The organism is Micromonospora sp. CA-246542, assembly GCF_050942905.1.
In the GTDB taxonomy this organism is placed as follows: domain Bacteria; phylum Actinomycetota; class Actinomycetes; order Mycobacteriales; family Micromonosporaceae; genus Micromonospora.
In genome coordinates, this window is record NZ_CP192040.1 from 4,660,335 (window position 1) to 4,679,918 (window position 19,584).

Here is a 19,584-nt window from a genome sequence, read left to right on the forward strand (position 1 = left end):
CTTCCCGCTACCGGAAATCGGAGCGGGAAGGGCCCTTCGTCACGTCTCAGACGGTAAGGGTCCAGGAGTTGATATAGCCGGTGTCACCGGAGAAGACGTCGCGCACCCGGAGCAGCCAGGTGCCGTTCGCCGGCTCGGTGGAGAGATTCGCGGTATAGGTGGCGTTGACGTTGTCGGCACCGTCCAGGAAGCTCTGGTTCTTCAGCCGATAGGCCGTACCGTCCGGCGCCACCAGATCGATGATCAGGTCGCCCCGGAAGGTGTGCACGATATCGACCGCCACGGTGGACGCCGAGGAGGCGTTACGGTTACAGCCGGTGATGACGATGCCGCTGGTCACCGCCGTGTTGGTGTCGGGAATCGCGACATCGGCGCCGTTGGTGCCCGAGCAGCCGCCGCCACCCGAGCCGGTCACGGTCAACGAGTACGTGGCGCTACGCGCACCCGCGGTGCCGGTACCGGTGACCGTGACGCCGTAGGTGCCGGCAGGGGTGCTCGCCGAGGTGGCGATGGTGAGCGTGGACGAGCCGCCCGAGGTCACCGTGGCGGGGCTGAACGAGGCGGTGGCGCCACTCGGCAGCCCGCTCGCCGACAGGCTCACCGACTGCGCCGAGCCGCTGGTGGTCGCGGTACTCACGGTGGGGCTGACCGAGCCGCCCGGCGCGGTCGAACCGGCCGTCGGCGACACCCCGACGGAGAAGTCGTCGGCCGGTGGCGTGCCGCCGCCGCCCACGTAGAGCAACTGGTTCGGGGTCCCGGTGCCGACGTTTGTCACCACGTTCGGGGTGGAGTTGCCGACCAGGTAGTCGCGGACCTGCTGCGGGGTCCAGGACGGGTTCGCCGACAGCGCCAGCGCCGCCGCGCCGGCGACGTGCGGCGAGGCCATCGAGGTGCCGCTGATGGTGTTGGTCGCGGTGTTGCCGTTGTACCAGGCCGAGGTGATGTTGACGCCCGGAGCCAGGATGTCGACACAGGTGCCGAAGTTGGAGAAGCTCGCGGCCGCGTCGTTGTTCTGCGTCGCACCCACGGTGATCGCGGAGGCCACCCGCGCCGGGGAGTAGTTGCAGGCGTTCTGCCGGACGCCGAGGGCGTTGCCGTTGCCGGCCGCGACCGCGTACGTGACGCCGGAGTTGATCGAGTTGTTGATGGCCGTGTCGAGCGAGGAGTTGGCGCTACCACCGAGGCTCATGTTCGCCACAGCCGGCTTGATCGCGTTCGCGGTGACCCAGTCGATGCCACCGATCACACCGGCGTTGGTGCCGCTGCCCGAGCAGTTCAGCACCCGTACGCCGACCAACTGGACGCCCTTGGCCAGGCCGTACGACGAGCCGCCGACGGTGCCGGCGACGTGCGTGCCGTGCCCGTTGCAATCGTCCGCCGAGCCGCCGTCGACAGCGTCGTAGCCGGACGTGGCGCGGCCACCGAAGTCGTTGTGGGCGAAGTTGATGCCGGTGTCGACGATGTACGCGTGCACGTTGGTCGCCGTGTTCGGATAGGTGTACGAGCTGTCGAGCGGCAGGTTGCGCTGGTCAACGCGGTCCAGGCCCCAGGACGGGGGGTTCGGCTGTGTCCCGGAGATGCGGACCGTGTGGTTCTGCTCGACGTACGCGACATCGGGGTGCGCGGCGATCCTGGCCGCCGCCTTGGCGCCGGCCGTGATCTCGAAGCCGCGCAGAGCCGTGGAGTAGGTCCGGGCGACCGCTCCGCCGTGCTGACCCGCCAGCCTGCTGGCCGTGGCGCCGACCTGCGCCCGACCCACCGCGCTCTCCTTGAACACCACGATGTAGCTGTCGGTGACAGCCGTGGCGCCGCCGGCACTACGGATGGTGCCTTCCGGTTCGGCCGCCACGGCCGGCGAGGCGGCGGTGAGTGCCAGCACCGCGACGGCGCCCACCACAAATGATCTTTTCGGGAGACTCATTCTCCCCTCCCTCCGATTCGGCACACTTCGTCCGCTCGCCCACGACGAGGAATCGATGTTGGCCGATTGAGAAGAGATTACTAAATGATGGCGGCAGAAGACAGATCCAGGACCCTCGATACCGCCCATAAGATGGAGGTCAAGGTATGGCAATTCATTCCAGATCACGGGCTTAGTGGTCATTCCGAGACGTGCCATCGATTCTTCGCCTGCCTATGTGACGATGTCGTGGTCGACGGCGCGCTCGGTTACGGCCTCAAGTCCACCGAGGGATTCGAGCACACTCACCTCGGCCGGATCGGGAAGGCTCGGCACACCGGGACAGATCAATGATCGCTGTGGGGCGCGGCGCTCAGGAGAGCGGCCGAGGGGCTGCGCCGGTATCGCGCCCGCCCGCCCTTGCCCGTCCGGAGGGCCGAAAGTCGAGTGCCCGCCGCGCCGGGGGCGGTTGGCTCGGGTTGTCACTCGACCTGAAACGTCGCGGTCGATGCGAGTCGCAGGGTGGCCCCAGGTCGAAGCGGGTGGCGTATGCCGGGTTCAAGCCGCTGTTGGTCCAGCCAGGTACCGTTCGTGGAGTACAGGTCGGTCACCGTCGCGGCCCCGTCCAGCGCCGTCGTGACAGCCGCGTGTCGTCGCGAGACAGCGTCGTGGCCGGACAGCGCGGCCGCCGCCGGTGAGCCGGGGTCCCGACCGAGGATCAGGGTTGCTCCGGTCTCGAGCACTGTCTGCCACGGCGGGTCGAGCAACGCGATCGTCAGGACGGTTTCGAGCACAGTCAGGCAGTGCGGGCACATCCGGCTCCCCGGCGGACACGCCGTTCCGCACGACGGACAGGCGATGTCCACGGCGACCGGGTCGATCGGCTGCGGGGTGACGGGGTTGTCGGCCTCGATGACCGCCGAGACGGCGGTGAGGTTCGCATAGCAGTCCGGGTTCCCGCACACGATGTCGCCGGAGCCGACCGGTGCGCCGCAGGCGCGGCAGATCAGCCGCTCCATGTCGATTCCCCGACGCCGATGCCGCGGGCCCTCAGATGATCGGCGATCTGGTCGAGTTCGCCGGGCCGTGGGATCCCGACCAGCCACAGCCGGCCGTCGAGTACGCCGGTCTGCAAGCCTGCCCGGACGAGCTGAGCGGCCTCGCCGTATCGCTGGTCGCCAAGCGGGCTGAGGGTGATGACGCGTTGGTTCGCCGAGCCACGCAGTGGGGTGTCACCGTTGTTACGCCGCTCGACGTACCTACCCGCGACCACCGCGTCGCAGCTCGCGCGTAGCTCTGGCAGCCGTGCGGCACGCGACCAGCCGTATCCCGTGTAGAGCAGGATGTCGATCGGCCTGGTGTGCCGCCAGGTGGTTATCCCTCGCAGCAGCGCGGTGAGCGCGACCGGCTGCTGGAGCGGTTCGCCGCCGGAGATCGTCACACCGTCGATCGGTTGGGGAAGCGATGCGAGCCAGTCGAGCACCTCCTCGACGGGGACCGACCGGTCGGGGCGGCGAGACCAGGTGTCCCGGGCGAGGCAGCCGGGGCAGGCGAGGGTGCAGCCTTGCAGCCAAATTCCGGCCCTCCTGCCGTATCCCAGGGTGGTGACCGGGTGGTGGAGGCGACTGATCTCGATGGTTGTCATGACAGCTCCACGGTGATGACGTCGGCCTGACGCCGCCAGGCCGTCACGACGAGCGACGTCGTGTCGCCGGACGCCGGCGCGTCGCTCACCGGTGCTGCCAGCCGGTCGAACAGGGCGCGGGCCAGCGGGTTGACGAGCGCGGTCTCCAGGGCCGAGCCGATCCCCCGGCCGCCTCGGGCCAGGTCGCGCGTGCACTCCCTGAGCACGCGCGCATGGACCGGCTGGTCAAGCGTGACCGACACGTGGTGTTCTTCGCTGAGGCGCCGGAGCACGTTGCCGAGTTGGAGTTCGAAGATCTGTTCGGCCGCCGCCGGCCCGATGAAATCGAACACCACGACATTGTCGCCGAGGCGGTTGAGCAGCTCGGGCCGACCGAGGACCCGGGTGAAGTGATCCTCGATCGCTGCCCGCACGGTCGCCTCGACCTGGTCGTAGGGAGTGCCCGGCGTAGCCGTCTGCGTCAACTGGCCCGTGCCGTCGTCGACGTACATGCCGAGGTTGCTGGTGAAAATCAGGATGCATTCGGAGAAGTGGGCAGTACCGCCGCGGCCGTCGGTGAGCCGGCCGTCCTCGAGGATCTGCAGGAACTTGTCGAGGATGCGCGGATGGCTCTTCTCGATCTCGTCGAACAGGATGACCCGAAAGGGTTGCTGACGCACGGCGTTGGTGAGTTCTCCGCCGGCTTCGAAACCGACGTAGCCCGGCGGAGCGCCGATCAGCCGATCGCCGGCGTGCTCGGCGGAGAACTCGCTCATGTCGAACCGCAGGTAGGCCGCCTCGTCGCCGAACACCACATGGGCCACTGCCTTGGCCAACTCGGTCTTGCCCACCCCGGTCGGACCGGCGAAGAACAGAACTCCGCGCGGGCGTGCCGAAGCCCGTGCCGCATGGGCGCCGGACAGGCCGAGAGCGGCGCGTTTGAGGATGTCCAAGGTCTTGGTCACGGCTTGGCGCTGGCCGATGATCCGCTGGGGCAGGGACCGTTCCCCGTCTCGGATCCGGGTGTGCAGGTAGTCGCGGCGCCAGGGATTGTCCAATACCCCGAGCTTGAACGTTCGGGTCGCGTCGGGCCACTGCTCCGGGCTCAGCCCACGATCGCGCGCCAGCCTGGTCACTTCGATCATGCCCTGCAGGGTGAGTCCTTCGGACTGCTCGGCAAACGAGCGAGCCCGCTCGGGCAACGTCGCGTCGGGGATCTGGCCCTGCAACAGCCGGCGGGCGCAGCGTTCCCGATCGCCGTAGTCCGGTCGGGGCAGGCTGATCACGCGGATCCGGTCCTTGCCCGCGGTCAACCAGGCCGGCAGGTCACTCTCGTTCTCCACCAACCAGATCATCGGGTTGTACAGGCTCTGCGTCCGACCGGATTCGGCCGCGACCGGCCGCGCCGAACGGGCCAGCTTCTCCATGCGGCGCAGGAACTGCCGCTCGGCGTCGTCCGGATCGCTCGGATGCCGCAGCAGATGCGCCGCTCGGACGATGGCTGCCGCCCGCACATTGGTGCGGGGCTGGGCGATCGCGGCGAGCTGGACGAACAGCGCGCCCAGGTCGGGCGTCGGGCCGCCGGGACGATACCCGTCGTCGAGGAGGGCGCGGGTGGCAGTCGTCACGTCGCTTCTGCCGACCTGGTGCACGACACCGGCATCGATCAGATCATGATCGAGTACGAACGTGTAGCCGCTCCGGTCCAGCAGCTCACGTATCACGTCGGTGAGGGACAGCAGCCGCACTCCGGTGGGCGTGTCGATGAGGTACGAATCGTGGGCGTTGCCCCACAACACGTACTGCGACTGGGTCGGCAGTGTCGCGTGCAGTTCGCGGGCGAACGCCGGCCAGCCCGCGAGGTCGTCGATCACCGTACGTCTCCCTCCGCCTCGCGGCTTCTGAGCCGGCGCCGGGGCTCGGTGCGCCGCTGCGGAGCCGTGCGGGGCGTGGGTTCGGCGCCCGGGGGACGCAGCTCGGTGTGCGCGCACGGCAGGCCGGCCTCCCGGAGACTGTTCAGCGCCTGTTCCAGGTCGGCGCACCAGCGGTGCTCGGCTGCCGCATCGGCGTGGGGGTTCTCGCCGGGTCCGGTCCGGTAGACCATCGACTGGATCCTGCGCGCCCTTGCGTCGACCTTCATACGCACCAGGTGGTCCGCGTCGTCGGGTCGGCTCACCGCGAGCCTGCCCGTACTGGGTTGCCCGACGCTGAACTCGGTGCCCACGCTGTAGCCCAGCTCGGTCAGCGCGTCCGCCACAGCGTCCTGGACCGCGATCGCCAACGCTCGCTCCTCCATCTCCGACCGCAGTTGTTCAACCTCGTACAACAATTCGTCGTTGAGCTCCGCCCGGCCGGACACCACGTCGACGAGGCCCGCACTGACCCGGTCTAGGGCGCCGGTGTCAAGATCCTGCTGCGCCGCGTACGGTTCCATCGCGTCCAGCAGTTCCGCCGCGACGACGGCATCCGCGCGACGGACCCGCGCCAGTTTGTTGGCCTCCTGCACCCGCAGTTGCACCTGCCGCAGGCGGGGCCGTCGCTCGTCGGGCCGGCGCCAGACATCAGCGGCGGCGGCCTCGGCTCTGGCGCGGCCCTCAGCGGTGGCCATCGCGTCCAGGCCCGCGAGGATGCGCACCACCGCGGCAGAAGGGTCCGAACCACCGCCGGGCAACGGCTCCGGCTGGCCAATCTCGTCCGCCGCAGTCCGCAACGCCGCGGCCGACACCGGTGGCAGCAGGTCCGCGAGACTCCGTGCCGCGGTGGCCGCCCGGGCGGCGGAGACGCGCCTGAACACTCCCTCCAGGACCCGGCCGACGTCGTCGCACCAGGCGTCCCAGACCGAATCGGGCGCCGAGACGGCGGGCTGGGCCAGCGCGGGCTCCGCCGGCAGTCCTTGCTGTGCGAGGGCGGACGCCGCGTACGCCGCGTCGACCCGGGCGGCCGCCCGGCGTTCAAGTCGCAGTTCCCAGGCGTGGACAGCCTGGTCCCGCTGCGACTCCTGGGCGGCGACGGCTTGCCGCCGTGCGGTGGTGTGTGCCCGGATCCGCGCGTTGCGGGCGGCTGCCTCGGCTGGGCTCACCTGGAGTAGCTCGCCGAGTGCCGCCGTGGCGCGGATTCCGACGACGGTCGCGGTGCCGATCACGGCCGCCACCGGGAACACCACCACGCTGCCAGCGCTCATTCCGCTTCGCCCCCGTCTCGCCGCTCAGTGGGTTCGCTGCCGAGCAAGTCACGGCTTCGTTGTCGCCGGAACCGACCGAAACGCCATATCCGGGTGCCGGTCCAGCCGAGATGCACCACCGGCCCGATGAGCGCGACCATGGCGACGGCCAGCAGCGCTGCCGACCAGAGGAACGGGCTGCCGCAGCAGCAGGCCAACGCCAGCACACCGAGCAGCAACGGCGGAGCGCCGCCCCGGACCCGGTTGGCGCCCCTGCGAAGCGCCGCCCAGCCGGTGGGCACGCGACGAACCAGCCACCGCATTCGGTCGAGCGCGGACCAACGCGGATGGTAGAAGGATCCAGCCCGCACCGCGAAGCCCACCTCGGCCAGGGTGGGTACCAGCCATTCCGCGACGGGGATCGACATGTCTGTGATCACGAGACGTGGGTCGGGAGAGAAATGGGGCAGGAACACGGGAGCGGCGACGACCAGCGCCCAGATCATGGAGGCCGCCGCGGCGAGCAACAGGGCCTTCGGCCGCCCGGCCTTGAGCTGCTTCAGTTCCTCGTCGAGAACGCGCTGTCCCCGGGTACGGGCCTCGACGATGCCGGCGCACTCCTGCACGGCGGCGGGGACGACCGTCAACACACACAGCGCGCTGGCCACGTCGGTCACCGGAGGCAGTCCCTCGAACCAGTCCAGGTGCTCGGTGACTTCTCCGCGATCCCGAACCGCGCTGTCCAGCAGCGGTCGCAACCGATCCGGATCGGCGGCGACGCTGAGCAGGACGGCCCGGTGCTCGGTTCGGCGTGCCGCCAGCATCGACGAAGCCTGTGGCGGCAGATCGACCCGGGTGCCGAGCGCGTCGAGGTCCTGTGCCGAGCTCCGCCAGCGTGTGTCCACCTGCACGAGGGCCTGGCCGTCGTCGAAGTCGGCGAGCACCGGCAGGAGCGAGTACCGCCACAGGTCACGGACCGCCGTGGCCGCGCGGCCGTCCGGCTCCCTCACCGCCACAGCCGCTACATCGGCAAGGTGCTCCGACCCCACGCGCAGTCCCAGGTAGGTCGCCGGTTGCCCCCGGTCCAGCCAGCGCAGCAGATGCACCATTCGCACATCGGGGGTGTGATCCGGGTGGGTCAACGCCTGGTCGATCAGCCGGATCCGTTCGTCGACATCGTCGTCGAACTGCTCCAGCCAGGCGCGCAGCACGCGCCACCCCTCGCCGGGGTCTCTTCGCGTGCCGACGCGTCGCAGGAACGTGTCCACCGCGTCGCTCCAGTGGGCCGCCATCGCGCGTGCGACCTGCGAGCGGGTGCGGTAGGGCACCCCTTTCAGGATCAGCGGCGTGGCCCGTCGCGTCGACGCCGGACGGTGCACCTCGGGCGATCCGCCGGACAGCCACCGCCGGACCTGCGCCTCGCCCCACCGGTGGTCTGGGTCGCTGACCAGAAGCCCTTCGCAGAGAAGCCGCAGCCGGTGGTCCGCGACGCTGTCGACGGAAGCGCCCCGGATTGTCACCTCGTGCTGGATGATTCGCTCGTCGAGACCCTCGAACGGGGCTTGGCCGGTGGCGAGTTGTCGGACCACCACACCGACGGCCCACCAGTCGCCCGCCGGGGAGTAGGCGCCGGCGAAACTCTCCGGCGCCGCATAGGCGAACGTCACGCCGCGGCTGGTGAATCGCACCGATGCTGGACCGAGGTACCTGCTCAGTCCGAAGTCGGCCAGCGCCAGCCGGAGGTCCGGGGGAAGGCTCCGAACCATGATGTTCGACGGTTTGAGGTCGCCGTGCACGATGGTCGCCGAGTGCAGTTCGCCGAGTGCCTCGGTCAGCTCGGCGACCACGTGCCGCAGCAGTTCCGGTGGCACCGGGCGGGGATCCTGGTCGATGAAGTCCGCCAGGGTGCCAGCCGGTAGATACTCGCTCAGCTCCCAGCGCCGGCCCTCAGCGACACCGAAGTCGATGGGCGTCACCAACCTCTCGCTGCGCAGCCCGACAAGCCGGTCGACCGCGTCCTCGTCGATGACGATCCCCGGCCGGTAGATCTTCAACACCCGGTCGTCGCCCGCCGCGTCGCGCAGTAGAAAGACGTCGGCCTCCGCGCCCGCCGGCAACGCCGCGATCACCGACCAGCCCGACACCCGGTCGGGCAGCCGCAGCAGACCGGCGGTCACCGGTACGGCCACACCGGACTCGACCGGGTGCTCCCGGCGTGTGGCGGGAACCTGTGGCCGGGGGTCGACGGTCCGATCGGCCTCGCGGCGCGTCGGCGGCACGTCACCCTCGGCAGGCGGTCGCGGGTTCACCTGCCGCCTACCGTCCGCTAGATCGCGTCGTGGCGTGCTGACCCGTCGCGCTGGCCCCAGCTCTACTCATAGTTGATCCCTTGGGGACAGCGGGTGCGAACCCACGGCCACCGACTGATGGCCGGCGGCCAGCGTGGTCTCAAGCTCGCGCAGAAACGAGTCGATCTCCTCCACGATCCGGTCGGTCCTCAGTCGTTTTATGCGCACGTACAACACCCACGCCAACGGCCCGAGGATGGGGACAACAAGAGCCACCGCGACACCGCCCAGGATCCAAACCGGGCCCGCACCCTGACGACTGAGTCCCCACGGAAGCAACAGGGCAGGGAGAGTGACGGTCGGAAGTTGAAGCGAGATGAGAAGGATGAAGAAGATCTCCATCGACTTGATCTGATCGACCCAGCCTCGCCGAGTCTCCTCGCGCAGACCGTTCATCGCCTCCTCGAGGCGCCCGTGCACCCACGCGGTCTGATCGCGCTCCAGGCGGGACAACGGCAAGGATCGGGAGGCCGAACGTTGCCGGTACTGCGCCATCACCCGGAGGGCGCGGCCGCCGGCGGTCTCACCGCGGGCCGGGACAGCCGGCGGCCACTGCCGTGCAGCCTGCTCAAGGATGAGGTAATAGCCACCAACAATCGGCATGGCCATGAACACCAGGACAAATGAGACGAGGAAGCTGAGGCTTTCCCCGGTCGCATCGGGGGCCACCACCACACCAAGAATCAATCCCAGAACGAAGGTCATCGCCATGCCCTGCCCCAGCAGCAGGGCTGCCGGGTTCGCTACCACGAGGGCGCGTTCGAACCTGTTCAAGGATTCCGCCAGATGCAACGCCGCAGCCAAGAAGACAACAGGCAGCAGGGCGACGAAGAAGACCACCAGTGCGTAGGTCTGCAAAATCTCGCCAAGCGGGTCTGACTCTGACTCTTTCGCTTGTGAGTAGTAGTACGGAAGGGCGGCGAGGATCGCTGGTCCGACCGCACCGGCGAGAACCCTCGTCAGCCGTCCGGAGACTCCGGCCGTCTTCGCGGGCTCCTCGGGCGGAATCCAGGTCGGGTGGACGTGCGCCTCCAGCGCCTCGATCAACCGGGTGACGTCGAGGCGGAACGTGCCGTGCCGGATACGCTGCGACTGGCGTGCCGGAAGGTCACGCATGTCCGCCGGAAGGTCATCCGCCACCGGGACAGGGGTCTCGCCCAGCAGGACCGGGACGACAACCGTGCTCGGCAGCCGCAACGCCTCCGCGATCTCCCAGCGGACCCAGTCCTTCGCCGGCCAGGTCGCCCGATGTCGGGTCTCCGCCAGCCAGCCGGGACCGATGATGGCGATCAGCACCTCGGCGTCGCTCAGCCGGGCCCGGAGCTGGTTGGGGTACCGCTCGCCGACGGGGATGGACTCCACATCCAGGAACACCTCGGTGTCCCCGAAGTGCCGCCGGAGCCGGTCGGCGAGCGCCTCGACCAGAGCGGGTTCGCTGCCGTCGCCGCCCTCGCGGAAGTGGCGACGGTAGTTCACGAAGATGCCGCTCATGCTCACCCGATCCGTCGGCTGGAATCGTCGGCCGGTCCAAGGCCGTACGCGTCGGCTCGTGCCGCCGGCGTCAGGACCTCGGTGAGCCGGGCGGTCAATGGTGCGGCCGTGGGGTCCTGGTACCAGCGGGCCAGCAGCCGACGCAGTCGGCGCAGGTCGGTGCGGATGGTCGCCGAGTCGATCAGTTCGATGCCGTCCAGCACGTCCGGAGCGAGTTCCAGGGCCGCATCGAGGTGGCCGGCGCCGACGTGGGCGAGCAGTCGGCGAACGCCATAACGGGCTCGGGCCCGGCTCGCCGCCGGGCTGATCCTGAGCACCTCCCGATCGAGGATGTGCGCAGCCTCCCGGTACGACCCGAGATCGACCAGCCCCCAGCCCTGCACGATCGCCGCCGGGTCCGGCATGTTGCCCGACCCGAACACGGGCATCCCACCGGCCAACTGTCGGTGCGCCCGACCCACCTCCACCAGCGCCGCGTGGAAGTCGTCCGACCTGCCGATGAGGGCGGAGCCCTGAGCCACCCGTTCCAACGCCAGCCGCCGGAGTTGCGGCGGAGCGTCCGCGTCCCTGACCACTGGTGCGACAGCGGTCAACGTGCGCGCCGGATCGTCGTCGTAGAGGGCGATGTCAGCCTGACGGATTGCGAACAACCGGCCAAAATCCCCGTCGCCGGCAGCCTCGGCAAGAGCGACTGCGGTGCGGGTCCATTGCAGACAGGCGGCGTCATCGCCGGCCTCCTGTGCCATCCAACCGGTGAACTCGGCGTACCGGGCGGCCAGGTGAAGAAGCTCCACGCGCTCGGCCAGCATGCTGACCTCGGCGAGCCCTCGCAGAGTCCGCACCTGCGCGGCGAGGGTCGGTAGCAACACCCGAGGGCTGGTCGTCTGCGCCGCCTGACGCATACGGCGCAGCAGTTCTTCGAACGGTGACGCACCGTCAACCGAGCGGTCCGGCAGCGTCGATGGAAGCCACACCGCGGGCAGTGGGGCCGGATTCGGGCCCGCTCCCCGGGACGGCGCCACGGCAGACCGGGCTCGCGGATGCCCCGGCGACTGGGAGCTGATCTCCAGGGCCGCGTCGTTGCGGAGGATCATCACCTGCAGCTGTCCCAGGTGCGGGTTGGGAGTCAGCCCCAGCTCGGCGAGGCGGTGGGCCAGCTGCTGGTATTCCCGGAGGGCGTCCGCCTGCCTGCCGCCGCGATACAGCGCGACCATCAGTTGCCCGACGAGTCGTTCCCGCAGTGGATGTTCGGCGACCAGCCCCGTCAGTTCGGAGGCCATCGCCTGGTGGTGACTCAGTCGCAGGTGGACCTCCACCCGCTCCTCCAGGCCGCAGATCCGGCGCTCGTCAAGCTTGGCCGCCCAAGCCTCGATCCAGGAGGTCCGCACCCCGTCGAGCGCCACCGCTCCCCGCCACAGGCTGAGCGCCTCGTCGTACGCGTCGATCGCCTCCTGGTCCTGGTGGCGCCCGCGGAGCCGACGAGCCTCGTCGAGGAGCCTGTCGAACACCAGCGCGTCGAGGTCGGTCCGGTCGACGTTGATCTGGTAGCCCTCAGGGGCTCCACTGATCCGCTCTCCTTCGACCTCATCGTGGAGTTGACGCCGCAACTGCCAGACGCAGTTCTGCAGTTGTCGTCGCGCCGTCGCGGGAGGGTCGTCCCACACCACCCGGACCAGCCGATCGTGCGTCACCAGCCCGTTCGGCCTGGTCAGCAGCCCCGCCAGAATCCTCCGCTCCCGATGACCACGCAGGACGACAGGGCGGCCGTCCCGGAGAGCCCGCAGCGGACCGAGCACCGAAAACCTCACTGGAGCCTCCACCCATGGGAGGACTCGAATATACGGGGTCATCGCTCCGACCACCTCGGCAATTCGGGCCGCCCAGACCACCGTGCTCGTTGGCAGAAGGCACATCTGCGGTAGCGGCATGGTGCCCTCACTCCCCCCACCGCACGTCGACTCTTCCACCTCGACTGAAGCAGAGTCGGGCGCGGTATGGGAGCGCCGCATACCAGAACGGTGAACACGTCGATGCCGGAGGAATTCGACTCTCGCTTCTGATGGGAGCATGCGGCGGAAGAGGGGCGAACGGATGAGCGACGACGTCGGGACCTGCGTGTTCTGCCAGATCGGTGACGGCACGGCAACGGCCCTGCGGATTTATGAAACCCCGCAGACGGTGGCTTTCGTCCCGCTACTGCCCGCAGCCGCCGGGCACACTCTGGTGATACCGCGAAGGCACGTGACCGACCTGTGGGCCTTGGCCTCGGAGGACGTCCAGCCGCTGATGGACACCGTTCTCGACGTGTCCCATGCCATCCGAGAGGCACTCGCGTCGGATGGTCTCAACCTGATCATTTCGGCCGGCCAGGCTGCCTCACAGACGATTCCCCACCTTCACGTACACCTGGTTCCCCGCTGGCACGGGGATCCGATCCAGACCATCTGGCCGGCGCGGGCACCCACAATCGACACCACCCGGCTCGAGCGGACCGCTGAACGGATCCATGCCGCCATGCCGCCCTGTTCCCGGGCGCACCGGCCCGCAGCAGGGGGACGACATGTCGGCCAGGTCTGACACCCGGACCATGACGGTCAACCGAGCCTCGCCACGCGGTTAGGCCACCGACCGCGTACGGACAATGCGGCGGGTGGCCAGTCCATTCAGTGTCTCCGCGGATTCCAAACGTTTGCCCTGTGCGCTGGCAGGTCACCGACGATCGCCAGCGGAAAGGTATAGGACCGGACCAATGTGCGAATGCCTGGCCGTATGACCAGGCACCAAGGGAGGAACCCGTGAAAATCAACCGCAAAGTCCTGCACGGACTCGTCACTGCGGCCGCCGCCTGCAGCACCACGCTGATCGCCTTCCCCGAATCGGCGTCGGCCGGGGTCGAAACCAACTGCACCGTCCGCTCGGGCGGTCCGGTTGTCCTCTACTACGGGCAACAGCAGCAGGGGGCCTCCATCTGCCTCAACGGCTTGATCAACGACATGAAGAGCCCGGCTCTCTACTTCGGGCCGTCCGGCTCCGGCCACGGCACCCGGGTCTGGAACAACGCCGGCTCGGCATCGAACTACGACACGACGTGGCGGCCGGTGATCTGGTCCGAGCCCGGCATGACTGGCCCGTCGTACGCGCTGGGCGTCTGCTGCGATGCGGGCAGTGCGCCGTACAACCTCGCCGGTCTCACCAACGACAACCGGTCGCTCTCCTGGTCCCCCAACTAGCCAACATCCAGACACGTCAGACCCTCGTGGCACGTGACGCCGCCGGCCCTGCCGCCGCGGCGTCATGTGCCACCGACAACAGCCGGGGGCAGCGAACATGGCATCGCACGGACGAAGAACCGCCCGGTGGGGCGCACTCATGCTGCTGCTCGCAACCGCGGCGGCTTGCTCCCCCGACCCGGACGACACAGGTGACCGTGACGGCGTGGGCGGGATCACCATCACCAGTCCGCCCGCCGTCACCGAGATGCGCGGCGCCGACGGTGTCGCCGGACTGGTCCTGCCCATCGAGGCGTACCGGCTCGACGGCGAGCAGCGCCTCACCCTGGACCGGGCTCGATCCATCCTTATCGACGACTGCATGCGACGCTTCGGGATCGATCGCCGACAGCCCGCCGCAGCCACCGGCCGCGCGGGCCCTGAACCGATGTCGCGCCGGTACGGCGTCACCGACCCGGCCGTCGCCGCCAGGTGGGGCTACCACCTCGCACCGGGTGAAGGCACCGTCGCCCGCACAAAGCCGGGTGCCGCCGTGCCGCCCGCCGAAATGCTCGTCTGGACCGGCAGCGAGGACGGCCGCCCGGCGCCAGCCGGGCAGCCCACCCGCACCTACCAGGGGCACGAGGTGCCCGCGGGCGGCTGCGCGGGCGAGGCGGGCCGCAAACTGCAGCTCACGAGCCCCGAGGACATCGCCGAGCACCTCGCCACCTCGATCGACTTCAACGCTTTCGACCAGGCGCGGACGGACCACCGGGTGCGCCAGGTGTTCGGCAGATGGTCCGCGTGCATGCACGAACAGGGCTACAACTACCTCGACCCGTTGACTGCTGCGGCAGCTGCAGATCTGCGCCCGGCCACGCCCTCAACCGCCGAGAAGCGGACCGCGACCGCGGACGTCGCGTGCAAGACCCGTAACAACGTCGTGGGCGTCTGGTTCTCGGTCGAGTCCGCGTACCAGACCGCGATGATCCAGGCGCACGCCCAGGATCTACGCGCCGCCCAGCAGAGGATCGAGGTCGTGGTCCGGAACGCGCAAGCCGTGCTCGACCGCGTCGGCGGGTGATCGGGCGCGGAATACCAGAAACCGGTCTGATCTCCGCAGCACCCGGACGGCGGCCGGCCCGTCCCCTGGCCCCGCTCGGGAGACGTCAACGACGGCGTCAGTGACTCGAAAGTGCCGGTAGTACCGGGGTACCACGGGCAACCGCGAAGTGTCGACCGCGGTACCACGATCATGGCGCTGCGCGGACCTAGCGTTGCGCGCATGATTCAGATACGCGAGGTAACCAAGCGGTACGGCGCGAAGACAGTCGTCGACCGCCTGTCGTTCACCGCGAAGCCCGGACAGGTCACCGGCTTTCTCGGTCCCAACGGCGCCGGCAAGTCGACGACCATGCGGATGATCGTCGGCCTCGACGTGCCGACCTCCGGTGACGTGCTGGTCAACGGCAAGCCCTACACATCGTCGAAGGCACCGCTACACGAGATCGGCGTTCTGCTCGAGGCCAAGGCGGTACACCCCGGCCGCACGGCGGTCAGCCACCTTCTCGCCATGGCCCGCACCAACGGCATCCCGCGCTCCCGCGTCGACGAGGTGCTCGACCTTGCCGGCCTCTCGGCCGTCGCCCACAAGCGGGTCGGCGCATTCTCCCTCGGCATGGGCCAGCGGCTCGGCATCGCCGCCGCCCTGCTCGGCGACCCGGCCGTGGTGATGCTCGACGAGCCGGTCAACGGCCTGGACCCCGAAGGTGTCCTCTGGGTGCGCAACCTGCTCACCGGCCTGGCCGCCGAAGGCCGCACCGTGATGCTGTCCTCGCACCTGATGAGCGAGGTCTCGCTGATCGCGGACCACCTGGTCATCATCGGCCGGGGCAAACTGCTGGCCGACACCACCGTGGCCGATCTCGTGACCGCCGAAGGCGTCCGGGTCGTCACTCCCGCCCCGGACGCGTTGCGCACGACGATTGCCGGCCCGGGCATCACGGTGACCTCGACAGGTGCCGAGGAACTGCTCGTCGCCGGGGCCTCCGCCCGCGTAATCGGGCTGGCCGCGGCATCCCGCGGCATCCCGCTGTTCGAACTCACCCCACAGAACGCCTCACTGGAGGAAGCGTTCATGAACCTGACCCGCGACGCTGTCGAATACGAGGCCGCCCGATGAAGATCACCCCGGGCGGCGTCGTCGCCGCCGAATGGACCAAGTTCTCCTCCCTGCGCTCCACCTGGATCACGACCGGCATCTCCGTCTTCCTCCTGATCGCCTTCGGCATGATCGCCTCGGCCTCGTTCTCGGGCGACAACATGAGCTCGGTGGGCCTGGTCCTGTCCGGCAGCGTCCTGGCCGCCCTGGCCGTCGGTGTGCTCGGCGCGCTGCTGGGCGCGAGCGAATACACCACCGGCATGATCCGGGCGACCCTCGCCGCGGTGCCGCGCCGGTTGCCGGTGCTGTGGTCGAAGAGCCTCGTGGCCGGCTCGGCCGCCTTCGTCACGATGACCGCCGGCGCCTTCGCCGCTTTCGCGGCGGGAACGGCCGTGCTCAACGACAATGTCGACGCCTTGGGCCTCGATGACGACGGTGTGCTGCGGGCCCTGGTCGGCGCCGGCCTCTATCTCGGCCTGGTCGCGGTGCTCGGCGTCGCCCTCGGCATGCTCGTCCGCTCCAGCGCCGGCGCCATCGCGATCCTGGCGGGCCTGCTGCTGATCGTGCCCGGTCTGGTGGCGCTGCTGCCGAACTCGATCTCCGAGGCCATCGCTCCCTACCTGCCGAGTAGCGCCGGCGACGCCATGATGGCGCTGAACCAGGCGGACGGCACCCTGGCCCCCTGGGCCGGCCTCGCGGTCTTCGCCGGGTACGTGGCCGTGACGCTCGCCGCGGCGGCGTACCGGTTGAAGACGACCGACGCGTGAGCGCGTAGAGGGGAGAATCCGGGGATGAGTACCCAGGGATGGCTGGTGGACCGGCAGGCCCGGCTACGAGCCTTCGACCGGCACCGCCCGTGGGTCACGGACACCCTGGTGGCCGTACCGATCGTGCTCTTCAGCATCCCCAACATCATCGAAGATCCACTGCCGGCGACGATCGCGACCCTGGTCCTGTTACCGCCGCTGTACTGGCGGCGGCGGTACCCGTTCCCGGCGTTCCTGGTCACCGCGGCCACCGAGTTGGTGCAGGGACTGCTGGACGTCCGTGTGGGCGCCGGCGTGATCCTGCTCGTGATGTTGTTCGCAGTGGCCTCGCGCGCTTCGTGGTGGGCGCTGACCTGGGCCACCGGGATCACCCTCGCGCTGCTGATCGCCGAGATCTACCTGATCGAACCGGTGACGGAGAACCGCACCACCACGCTGCTTCTGGTGATCGGCACATCGGGGGCCGCATTCGCGTTCGGCGTCGCCGTGCGCACCCGCCGGGCATACCTCATCGCCCTCGAGGACCGCGCCGCCCGCCTGGAGGTCGAGCGGGACCAACGGGCCCGCCTCGCCGTCGCCGACGAGCGGGCCCGGGTGGCCCGCGAGATGCACGACATCGTCGGCCATCACGTCTCGGTGATCGTCGGCCTGGCCGACGGTGGCGCCGCGCTCGCGACCGCACGGGCCGAGCAGACCGCCGAACCACTGCGGTTGATCGGTGACACCGGCCGGCAGGCGCTGTCCGAGTTGCGGCGGGTACTGGGCGTGCTGCGCGAGGGAGACGCCGATCCACAGCTGAGCCCGCAGCCCGGCATCGACGATCTCGACCGGCTGCTGCCGAGCGTGCGGGCGGCCGGGCTGCCGGTCACCTACTCCACCTCGGGCGAGCTGCACACCCTCAACCGGGGTGTGCAGCTCGCGGTCTACCGCATAGTTCAGGAAGCTCTCACCAACACCCTCAAACACGCGGGGCCCGGCGCGTCCGCGACCGTCACACTCGCTGCCAGCGATCAAGAGATCCGGGTACGCGTCCGCGACAACGGCCGGGGCACTCCGGCCCTCCCAAGCCACGGCCTGCTCGGCCTACGCGAACGCGCCGCCATGTACGGCGGAGTGGTGACCGCCGGCCCCACGGAGAACGGCTGGCTCGTCGATGTCGTCCTCAAGGAGCCCTCGTGACCACCGTCCTGATCGCCGACGACCAACAGTTGCAGCGGATGGGCTTCAAGATGCTCCTCGACGGCACACCCGGCATCACCGTGGTGGGCGAGGCCGCCACCGGCGCCGAGGCAGTGCGAAAGGTCGATCAGACCCGGCCCGACGTGGTGCTGATGGACGTACGCATGCCCGGCATGGACGGCATCGAAGCCACCCGCCGCCTCACCGCGGCCGGCACCCGCACCCGGGTGCTGATCCTGACCACGTTCGACCTGGACGAATACGTCTACGCCGGCCTGCGAGCCGGAGCGAGCGGGTTCCTGCTCAAGGACGCCCGCCCCGAGGAACTGATCGCCGGGATCCGTGCCGTCGCCAGCGGAGACTCGGTGGTAGCACCCAGCCTGACCCGAAAGCTGATGGACGCCTACCTCCAGGATCCAGCGCCGACCGCAGCCCCAGACCCCCGCCTGACCACCCTGAGCGAACGCGAACGGGAGGTCCTCGAAGCGATCGGCCAGGGCGCCACCAACACCGAGATCGCCGAACGCTTCACCCTCACCGAATCCACCGTCAAGAAGCACGTCGGACGCGTCCTGGCCAAGATCGAAGCGCGAGATCGAATCCAGGCGGTCATCTTCGCGTACGACAACGGCCTGGTTCAACCACGAGCCTGAACACCTGTCGTCACGTCCCCGGGTCGGATCTCCATCGCGTGCGTCCGCCGCCGATGGGATGCCCTCTCGGATGTGGACCCACCGCACGGGTCACGCTGGGCTCGCCCGACCGACGGTCCGACCGACGTCGGTCATCCTGCCTTCAGGGCACTGAGCACGGCCGCAACCTCGGGGCGTGACGCCGCCGGTCGCCGGGCCCCGGCGGTGATGCGCCGGGTCAGCGGCGGGTTCAGGGGTCGGGTCACCACCCGGTACCGCGGGTCCACCGCCAGTTTCGGCAGCAGGGTGATCGAGCGGCCGTTCTCCACATGCTGGAGCGCCAGCATGTAGTTGTTGAAGCGACAGACCACCACGGGCTCGAAGCCGGCCTCCCGGCACAGTCGGGTGGACAGCTCGGACATGTACGAGCCGGTGACGTCGAACGTCCAGCGCTGCTGCGCACACGCCTCCAGGGTGACCGACTCGCCGCTGGCCAGCGGATGCTCCGGGGGCAGCACGAGCACGATCGGATCGGTGGCGAGCGGCACCAGGTGGATCTCCGGGGAGAGCTCGGCACCGGCGAAGTCGGCCGTCGTGATGATCAGGTCGACGTCGCCGCGACGCAGCGCCGGCATGCTCTCGTGCGGCTCCAACTCCAGCAACACCACGCTTACGTCCGCGTGTCGGGCCGCGAGACGGGCAAGCGCTGGTTCGGCGAGGGCTTGCACGGCACTCTGGAACGCGGCCACGGTGACGGTGCCGGCGGGTTCGTCGGCGAGGCGGCGCAGCTCCGCCTCGGCCGCATCCATGGCCGCGAGGATTTCCCGAGCCCGGCCGGCGAGCAACATTCCGGCGGCGGTGAGCCGCACCCGGCGCCCGGTGCGTTCCAGCAGCGCGGTCCGGGTTTCCCGTTCCAGCGTGATCAGCTGCTGCGACACCGCCGACGGGCTCAGGTTGCCGCGCTGGGCGACGGCCCGGACGGTGCCGTAGGTTGCCAGGTCGGCGAGCAGGCGCAGCCGCCACGGATTCAGCGTCATGACCCCGGACTGTACGGCTCTGCTTAACAGCGACAGCGGAAATGTGCGATGGACGTGTCTGTCCGGGCTGCCTAGC

17 protein-coding genes are annotated in these 19,584 nt (G+C 69.5%); 8 read left to right on the plus strand and 9 right to left on the minus strand.

Annotation, left to right across the window (positions count from 1 at the left end; all coding sequences use genetic code 11):
- Positions 1–46: 46 nt before the first annotated feature.
- Complete coding sequence (locus ACQP0N_RS21635) at positions 47–1,921, minus strand: S8 family peptidase (protein WP_433113622.1); 1,875 nt, start codon at positions 1,919–1,921, stop codon at positions 47–49.
- Between the two features lie 132 nt (positions 1,922–2,053).
- Between ACQP0N_RS21635 and ACQP0N_RS21640 the strand changes: the two genes are divergently transcribed.
- Positions 2,054–2,254, plus strand: coding sequence for a DUF4260 family protein (locus tag ACQP0N_RS21640; RefSeq protein ID WP_433113623.1), 201 nt, complete (start codon positions 2,054–2,056; stop codon positions 2,252–2,254).
- 128 nt (positions 2,255–2,382) lie between these two features.
- On the opposite strand, the gene ACQP0N_RS21645 is transcribed toward ACQP0N_RS21640, so the two are convergent.
- The 7 genes from ACQP0N_RS21645 to ACQP0N_RS21675 all read right to left on the minus strand — a co-directional run bounded on the left by ACQP0N_RS21645 (position 2,383) and on the right by ACQP0N_RS21675 (position 12,331).
- Positions 2,383–2,919: an FHA domain-containing protein gene (locus ACQP0N_RS21645; protein WP_433113625.1), complete on the minus strand. Its 537-nt coding sequence runs from the start codon at positions 2,917–2,919 to the stop codon at positions 2,383–2,385.
- Positions 2,907–3,545, minus strand: a complete 639-nt coding sequence (locus ACQP0N_RS21650; RefSeq protein WP_433113627.1) for a 4Fe-4S cluster-binding domain-containing protein — start codon at positions 3,543–3,545, stop codon at positions 2,907–2,909. Before ACQP0N_RS21650 ends, ACQP0N_RS21645 begins: the two co-directional genes overlap by 13 nt.
- Positions 3,542–5,398: an AAA family ATPase gene (locus ACQP0N_RS21655; protein ID WP_433113629.1), complete on the minus strand. Its 1,857-nt coding sequence runs from the start codon at positions 5,396–5,398 to the stop codon at positions 3,542–3,544. Before ACQP0N_RS21655 ends, ACQP0N_RS21650 begins: the two co-directional genes overlap by 4 nt.
- On the minus strand, positions 5,395–6,705 hold the full coding sequence (locus ACQP0N_RS21660; protein WP_433113631.1) for a hypothetical protein: 1,311 nt from the start codon (positions 6,703–6,705) through the stop codon (positions 5,395–5,397). The genes ACQP0N_RS21655 and ACQP0N_RS21660 overlap by 4 nt, the downstream gene beginning before the upstream one ends.
- Positions 6,702–8,993, minus strand: a complete 2,292-nt coding sequence (locus ACQP0N_RS21665; protein WP_433113632.1) for a serine/threonine protein kinase — start codon at positions 8,991–8,993, stop codon at positions 6,702–6,704. Before ACQP0N_RS21665 ends, ACQP0N_RS21660 begins: the two co-directional genes overlap by 4 nt.
- Before the next feature lie 66 nt (positions 8,994–9,059).
- Positions 9,060–10,523 (minus strand): TIR domain-containing protein, encoded by a 1,464-nt coding sequence (locus ACQP0N_RS21670; protein ID WP_433113634.1) that lies wholly within the window; start codon positions 10,521–10,523, stop codon positions 9,060–9,062.
- A gap of 2 nt (positions 10,524–10,525) precedes the next feature.
- Positions 10,526–12,331, minus strand: a complete 1,806-nt coding sequence (locus tag ACQP0N_RS21675; RefSeq protein ID WP_433113636.1) for a BTAD domain-containing putative transcriptional regulator — start codon at positions 12,329–12,331, stop codon at positions 10,526–10,528.
- Positions 12,332–12,614: 283 nt separating this feature from the next.
- On the opposite strand from ACQP0N_RS21675, the gene ACQP0N_RS21680 reads away from it, so the two are divergent.
- The 7 genes from ACQP0N_RS21680 to ACQP0N_RS21710 all read left to right on the plus strand — a co-directional run bounded on the left by ACQP0N_RS21680 (position 12,615) and on the right by ACQP0N_RS21710 (position 18,492).
- Positions 12,615–13,100, plus strand: a complete 486-nt coding sequence (locus ACQP0N_RS21680; RefSeq protein ID WP_433113638.1) for an HIT family protein — start codon at positions 12,615–12,617, stop codon at positions 13,098–13,100.
- Positions 13,101–13,318: 218 nt separating this feature from the next.
- A complete protein-coding gene (locus ACQP0N_RS21685) occupies positions 13,319–13,753 on the plus strand; it encodes a hypothetical protein (RefSeq protein WP_433113640.1) in 435 nt (144 codons plus the stop codon).
- Positions 13,754–13,958: 205 nt separating this feature from the next.
- Positions 13,959–14,816, plus strand: a complete 858-nt coding sequence (locus ACQP0N_RS21690; protein ID WP_433113641.1) for a hypothetical protein — start codon at positions 13,959–13,961, stop codon at positions 14,814–14,816.
- A gap of 201 nt (positions 14,817–15,017) precedes the next feature.
- Complete coding sequence (locus ACQP0N_RS21695) at positions 15,018–15,914, plus strand: ABC transporter ATP-binding protein (protein ID WP_433121736.1); 897 nt, start codon at positions 15,018–15,020, stop codon at positions 15,912–15,914.
- Positions 15,911–16,660: an ABC transporter permease gene (locus ACQP0N_RS21700; protein ID WP_433113643.1), complete on the plus strand. Its 750-nt coding sequence runs from the start codon at positions 15,911–15,913 to the stop codon at positions 16,658–16,660. Before ACQP0N_RS21695 ends, ACQP0N_RS21700 begins: the two co-directional genes overlap by 4 nt.
- Positions 16,661–16,684: 24 nt before the next feature.
- Positions 16,685–17,839, plus strand: a complete 1,155-nt coding sequence (locus ACQP0N_RS21705) for a sensor histidine kinase (protein WP_355047717.1) — start codon at positions 16,685–16,687, stop codon at positions 17,837–17,839.
- A complete protein-coding gene (locus ACQP0N_RS21710; RefSeq protein WP_433113645.1) occupies positions 17,836–18,492 on the plus strand; it encodes a response regulator in 657 nt (218 codons plus the stop codon). The genes ACQP0N_RS21705 and ACQP0N_RS21710 overlap by 4 nt, the downstream gene beginning before the upstream one ends.
- Before the next feature lie 131 nt (positions 18,493–18,623).
- On the opposite strand, the gene ACQP0N_RS21715 is transcribed toward ACQP0N_RS21710, so the two are convergent.
- Positions 18,624–19,508 (minus strand): LysR family transcriptional regulator, encoded by an 885-nt coding sequence (locus ACQP0N_RS21715; protein WP_433113647.1) that lies wholly within the window; start codon positions 19,506–19,508, stop codon positions 18,624–18,626.
- Between the last annotated feature and the right edge of the window lie 76 nt (positions 19,509–19,584).

Bases quoted from the DNA above. Each gene is read 5' to 3' on its own strand.
- ACQP0N_RS21705 (WP_355047717.1), top strand. From the start codon at position 16,685: ATGAGTACCCAGGGATGGCTGGTGGACCGGCAGGCCCGGCTACGAGCC.
- ACQP0N_RS21670 (WP_433113634.1), bottom strand. From the start codon at position 10,523: ATGAGCGGCATCTTCGTGAACTACCGTCGCCACTTCCGCGAGGGCGGC.
- ACQP0N_RS21680 (WP_433113638.1), top strand. From the start codon at position 12,615: ATGAGCGACGACGTCGGGACCTGCGTGTTCTGCCAGATCGGTGACGGC.
- ACQP0N_RS21650 (WP_433113627.1), bottom strand. From the start codon at position 3,545: ATGACAACCATCGAGATCAGTCGCCTCCACCACCCGGTCACCACCCTG.
- ACQP0N_RS21645 (WP_433113625.1), bottom strand. From the start codon at position 2,919: ATGGAGCGGCTGATCTGCCGCGCCTGCGGCGCACCGGTCGGCTCCGGC.
- ACQP0N_RS21640 (WP_433113623.1), top strand. From the start codon at position 2,054: ATGGAGGTCAAGGTATGGCAATTCATTCCAGATCACGGGCTTAGTGGT.
- ACQP0N_RS21715 (WP_433113647.1), bottom strand. From the start codon at position 19,508: ATGACGCTGAATCCGTGGCGGCTGCGCCTGCTCGCCGACCTGGCAACC.
- ACQP0N_RS21635 (WP_433113622.1), bottom strand. From the start codon at position 1,921: ATGAGTCTCCCGAAAAGATCATTTGTGGTGGGCGCCGTCGCGGTGCTG.
- ACQP0N_RS21695 (WP_433121736.1), top strand. From the start codon at position 15,018: ATGATTCAGATACGCGAGGTAACCAAGCGGTACGGCGCGAAGACAGTC.
- ACQP0N_RS21660 (WP_433113631.1), bottom strand. From the start codon at position 6,705: ATGAGCGCTGGCAGCGTGGTGGTGTTCCCGGTGGCGGCCGTGATCGGC.
- ACQP0N_RS21700 (WP_433113643.1), top strand. From the start codon at position 15,911: ATGAAGATCACCCCGGGCGGCGTCGTCGCCGCCGAATGGACCAAGTTC.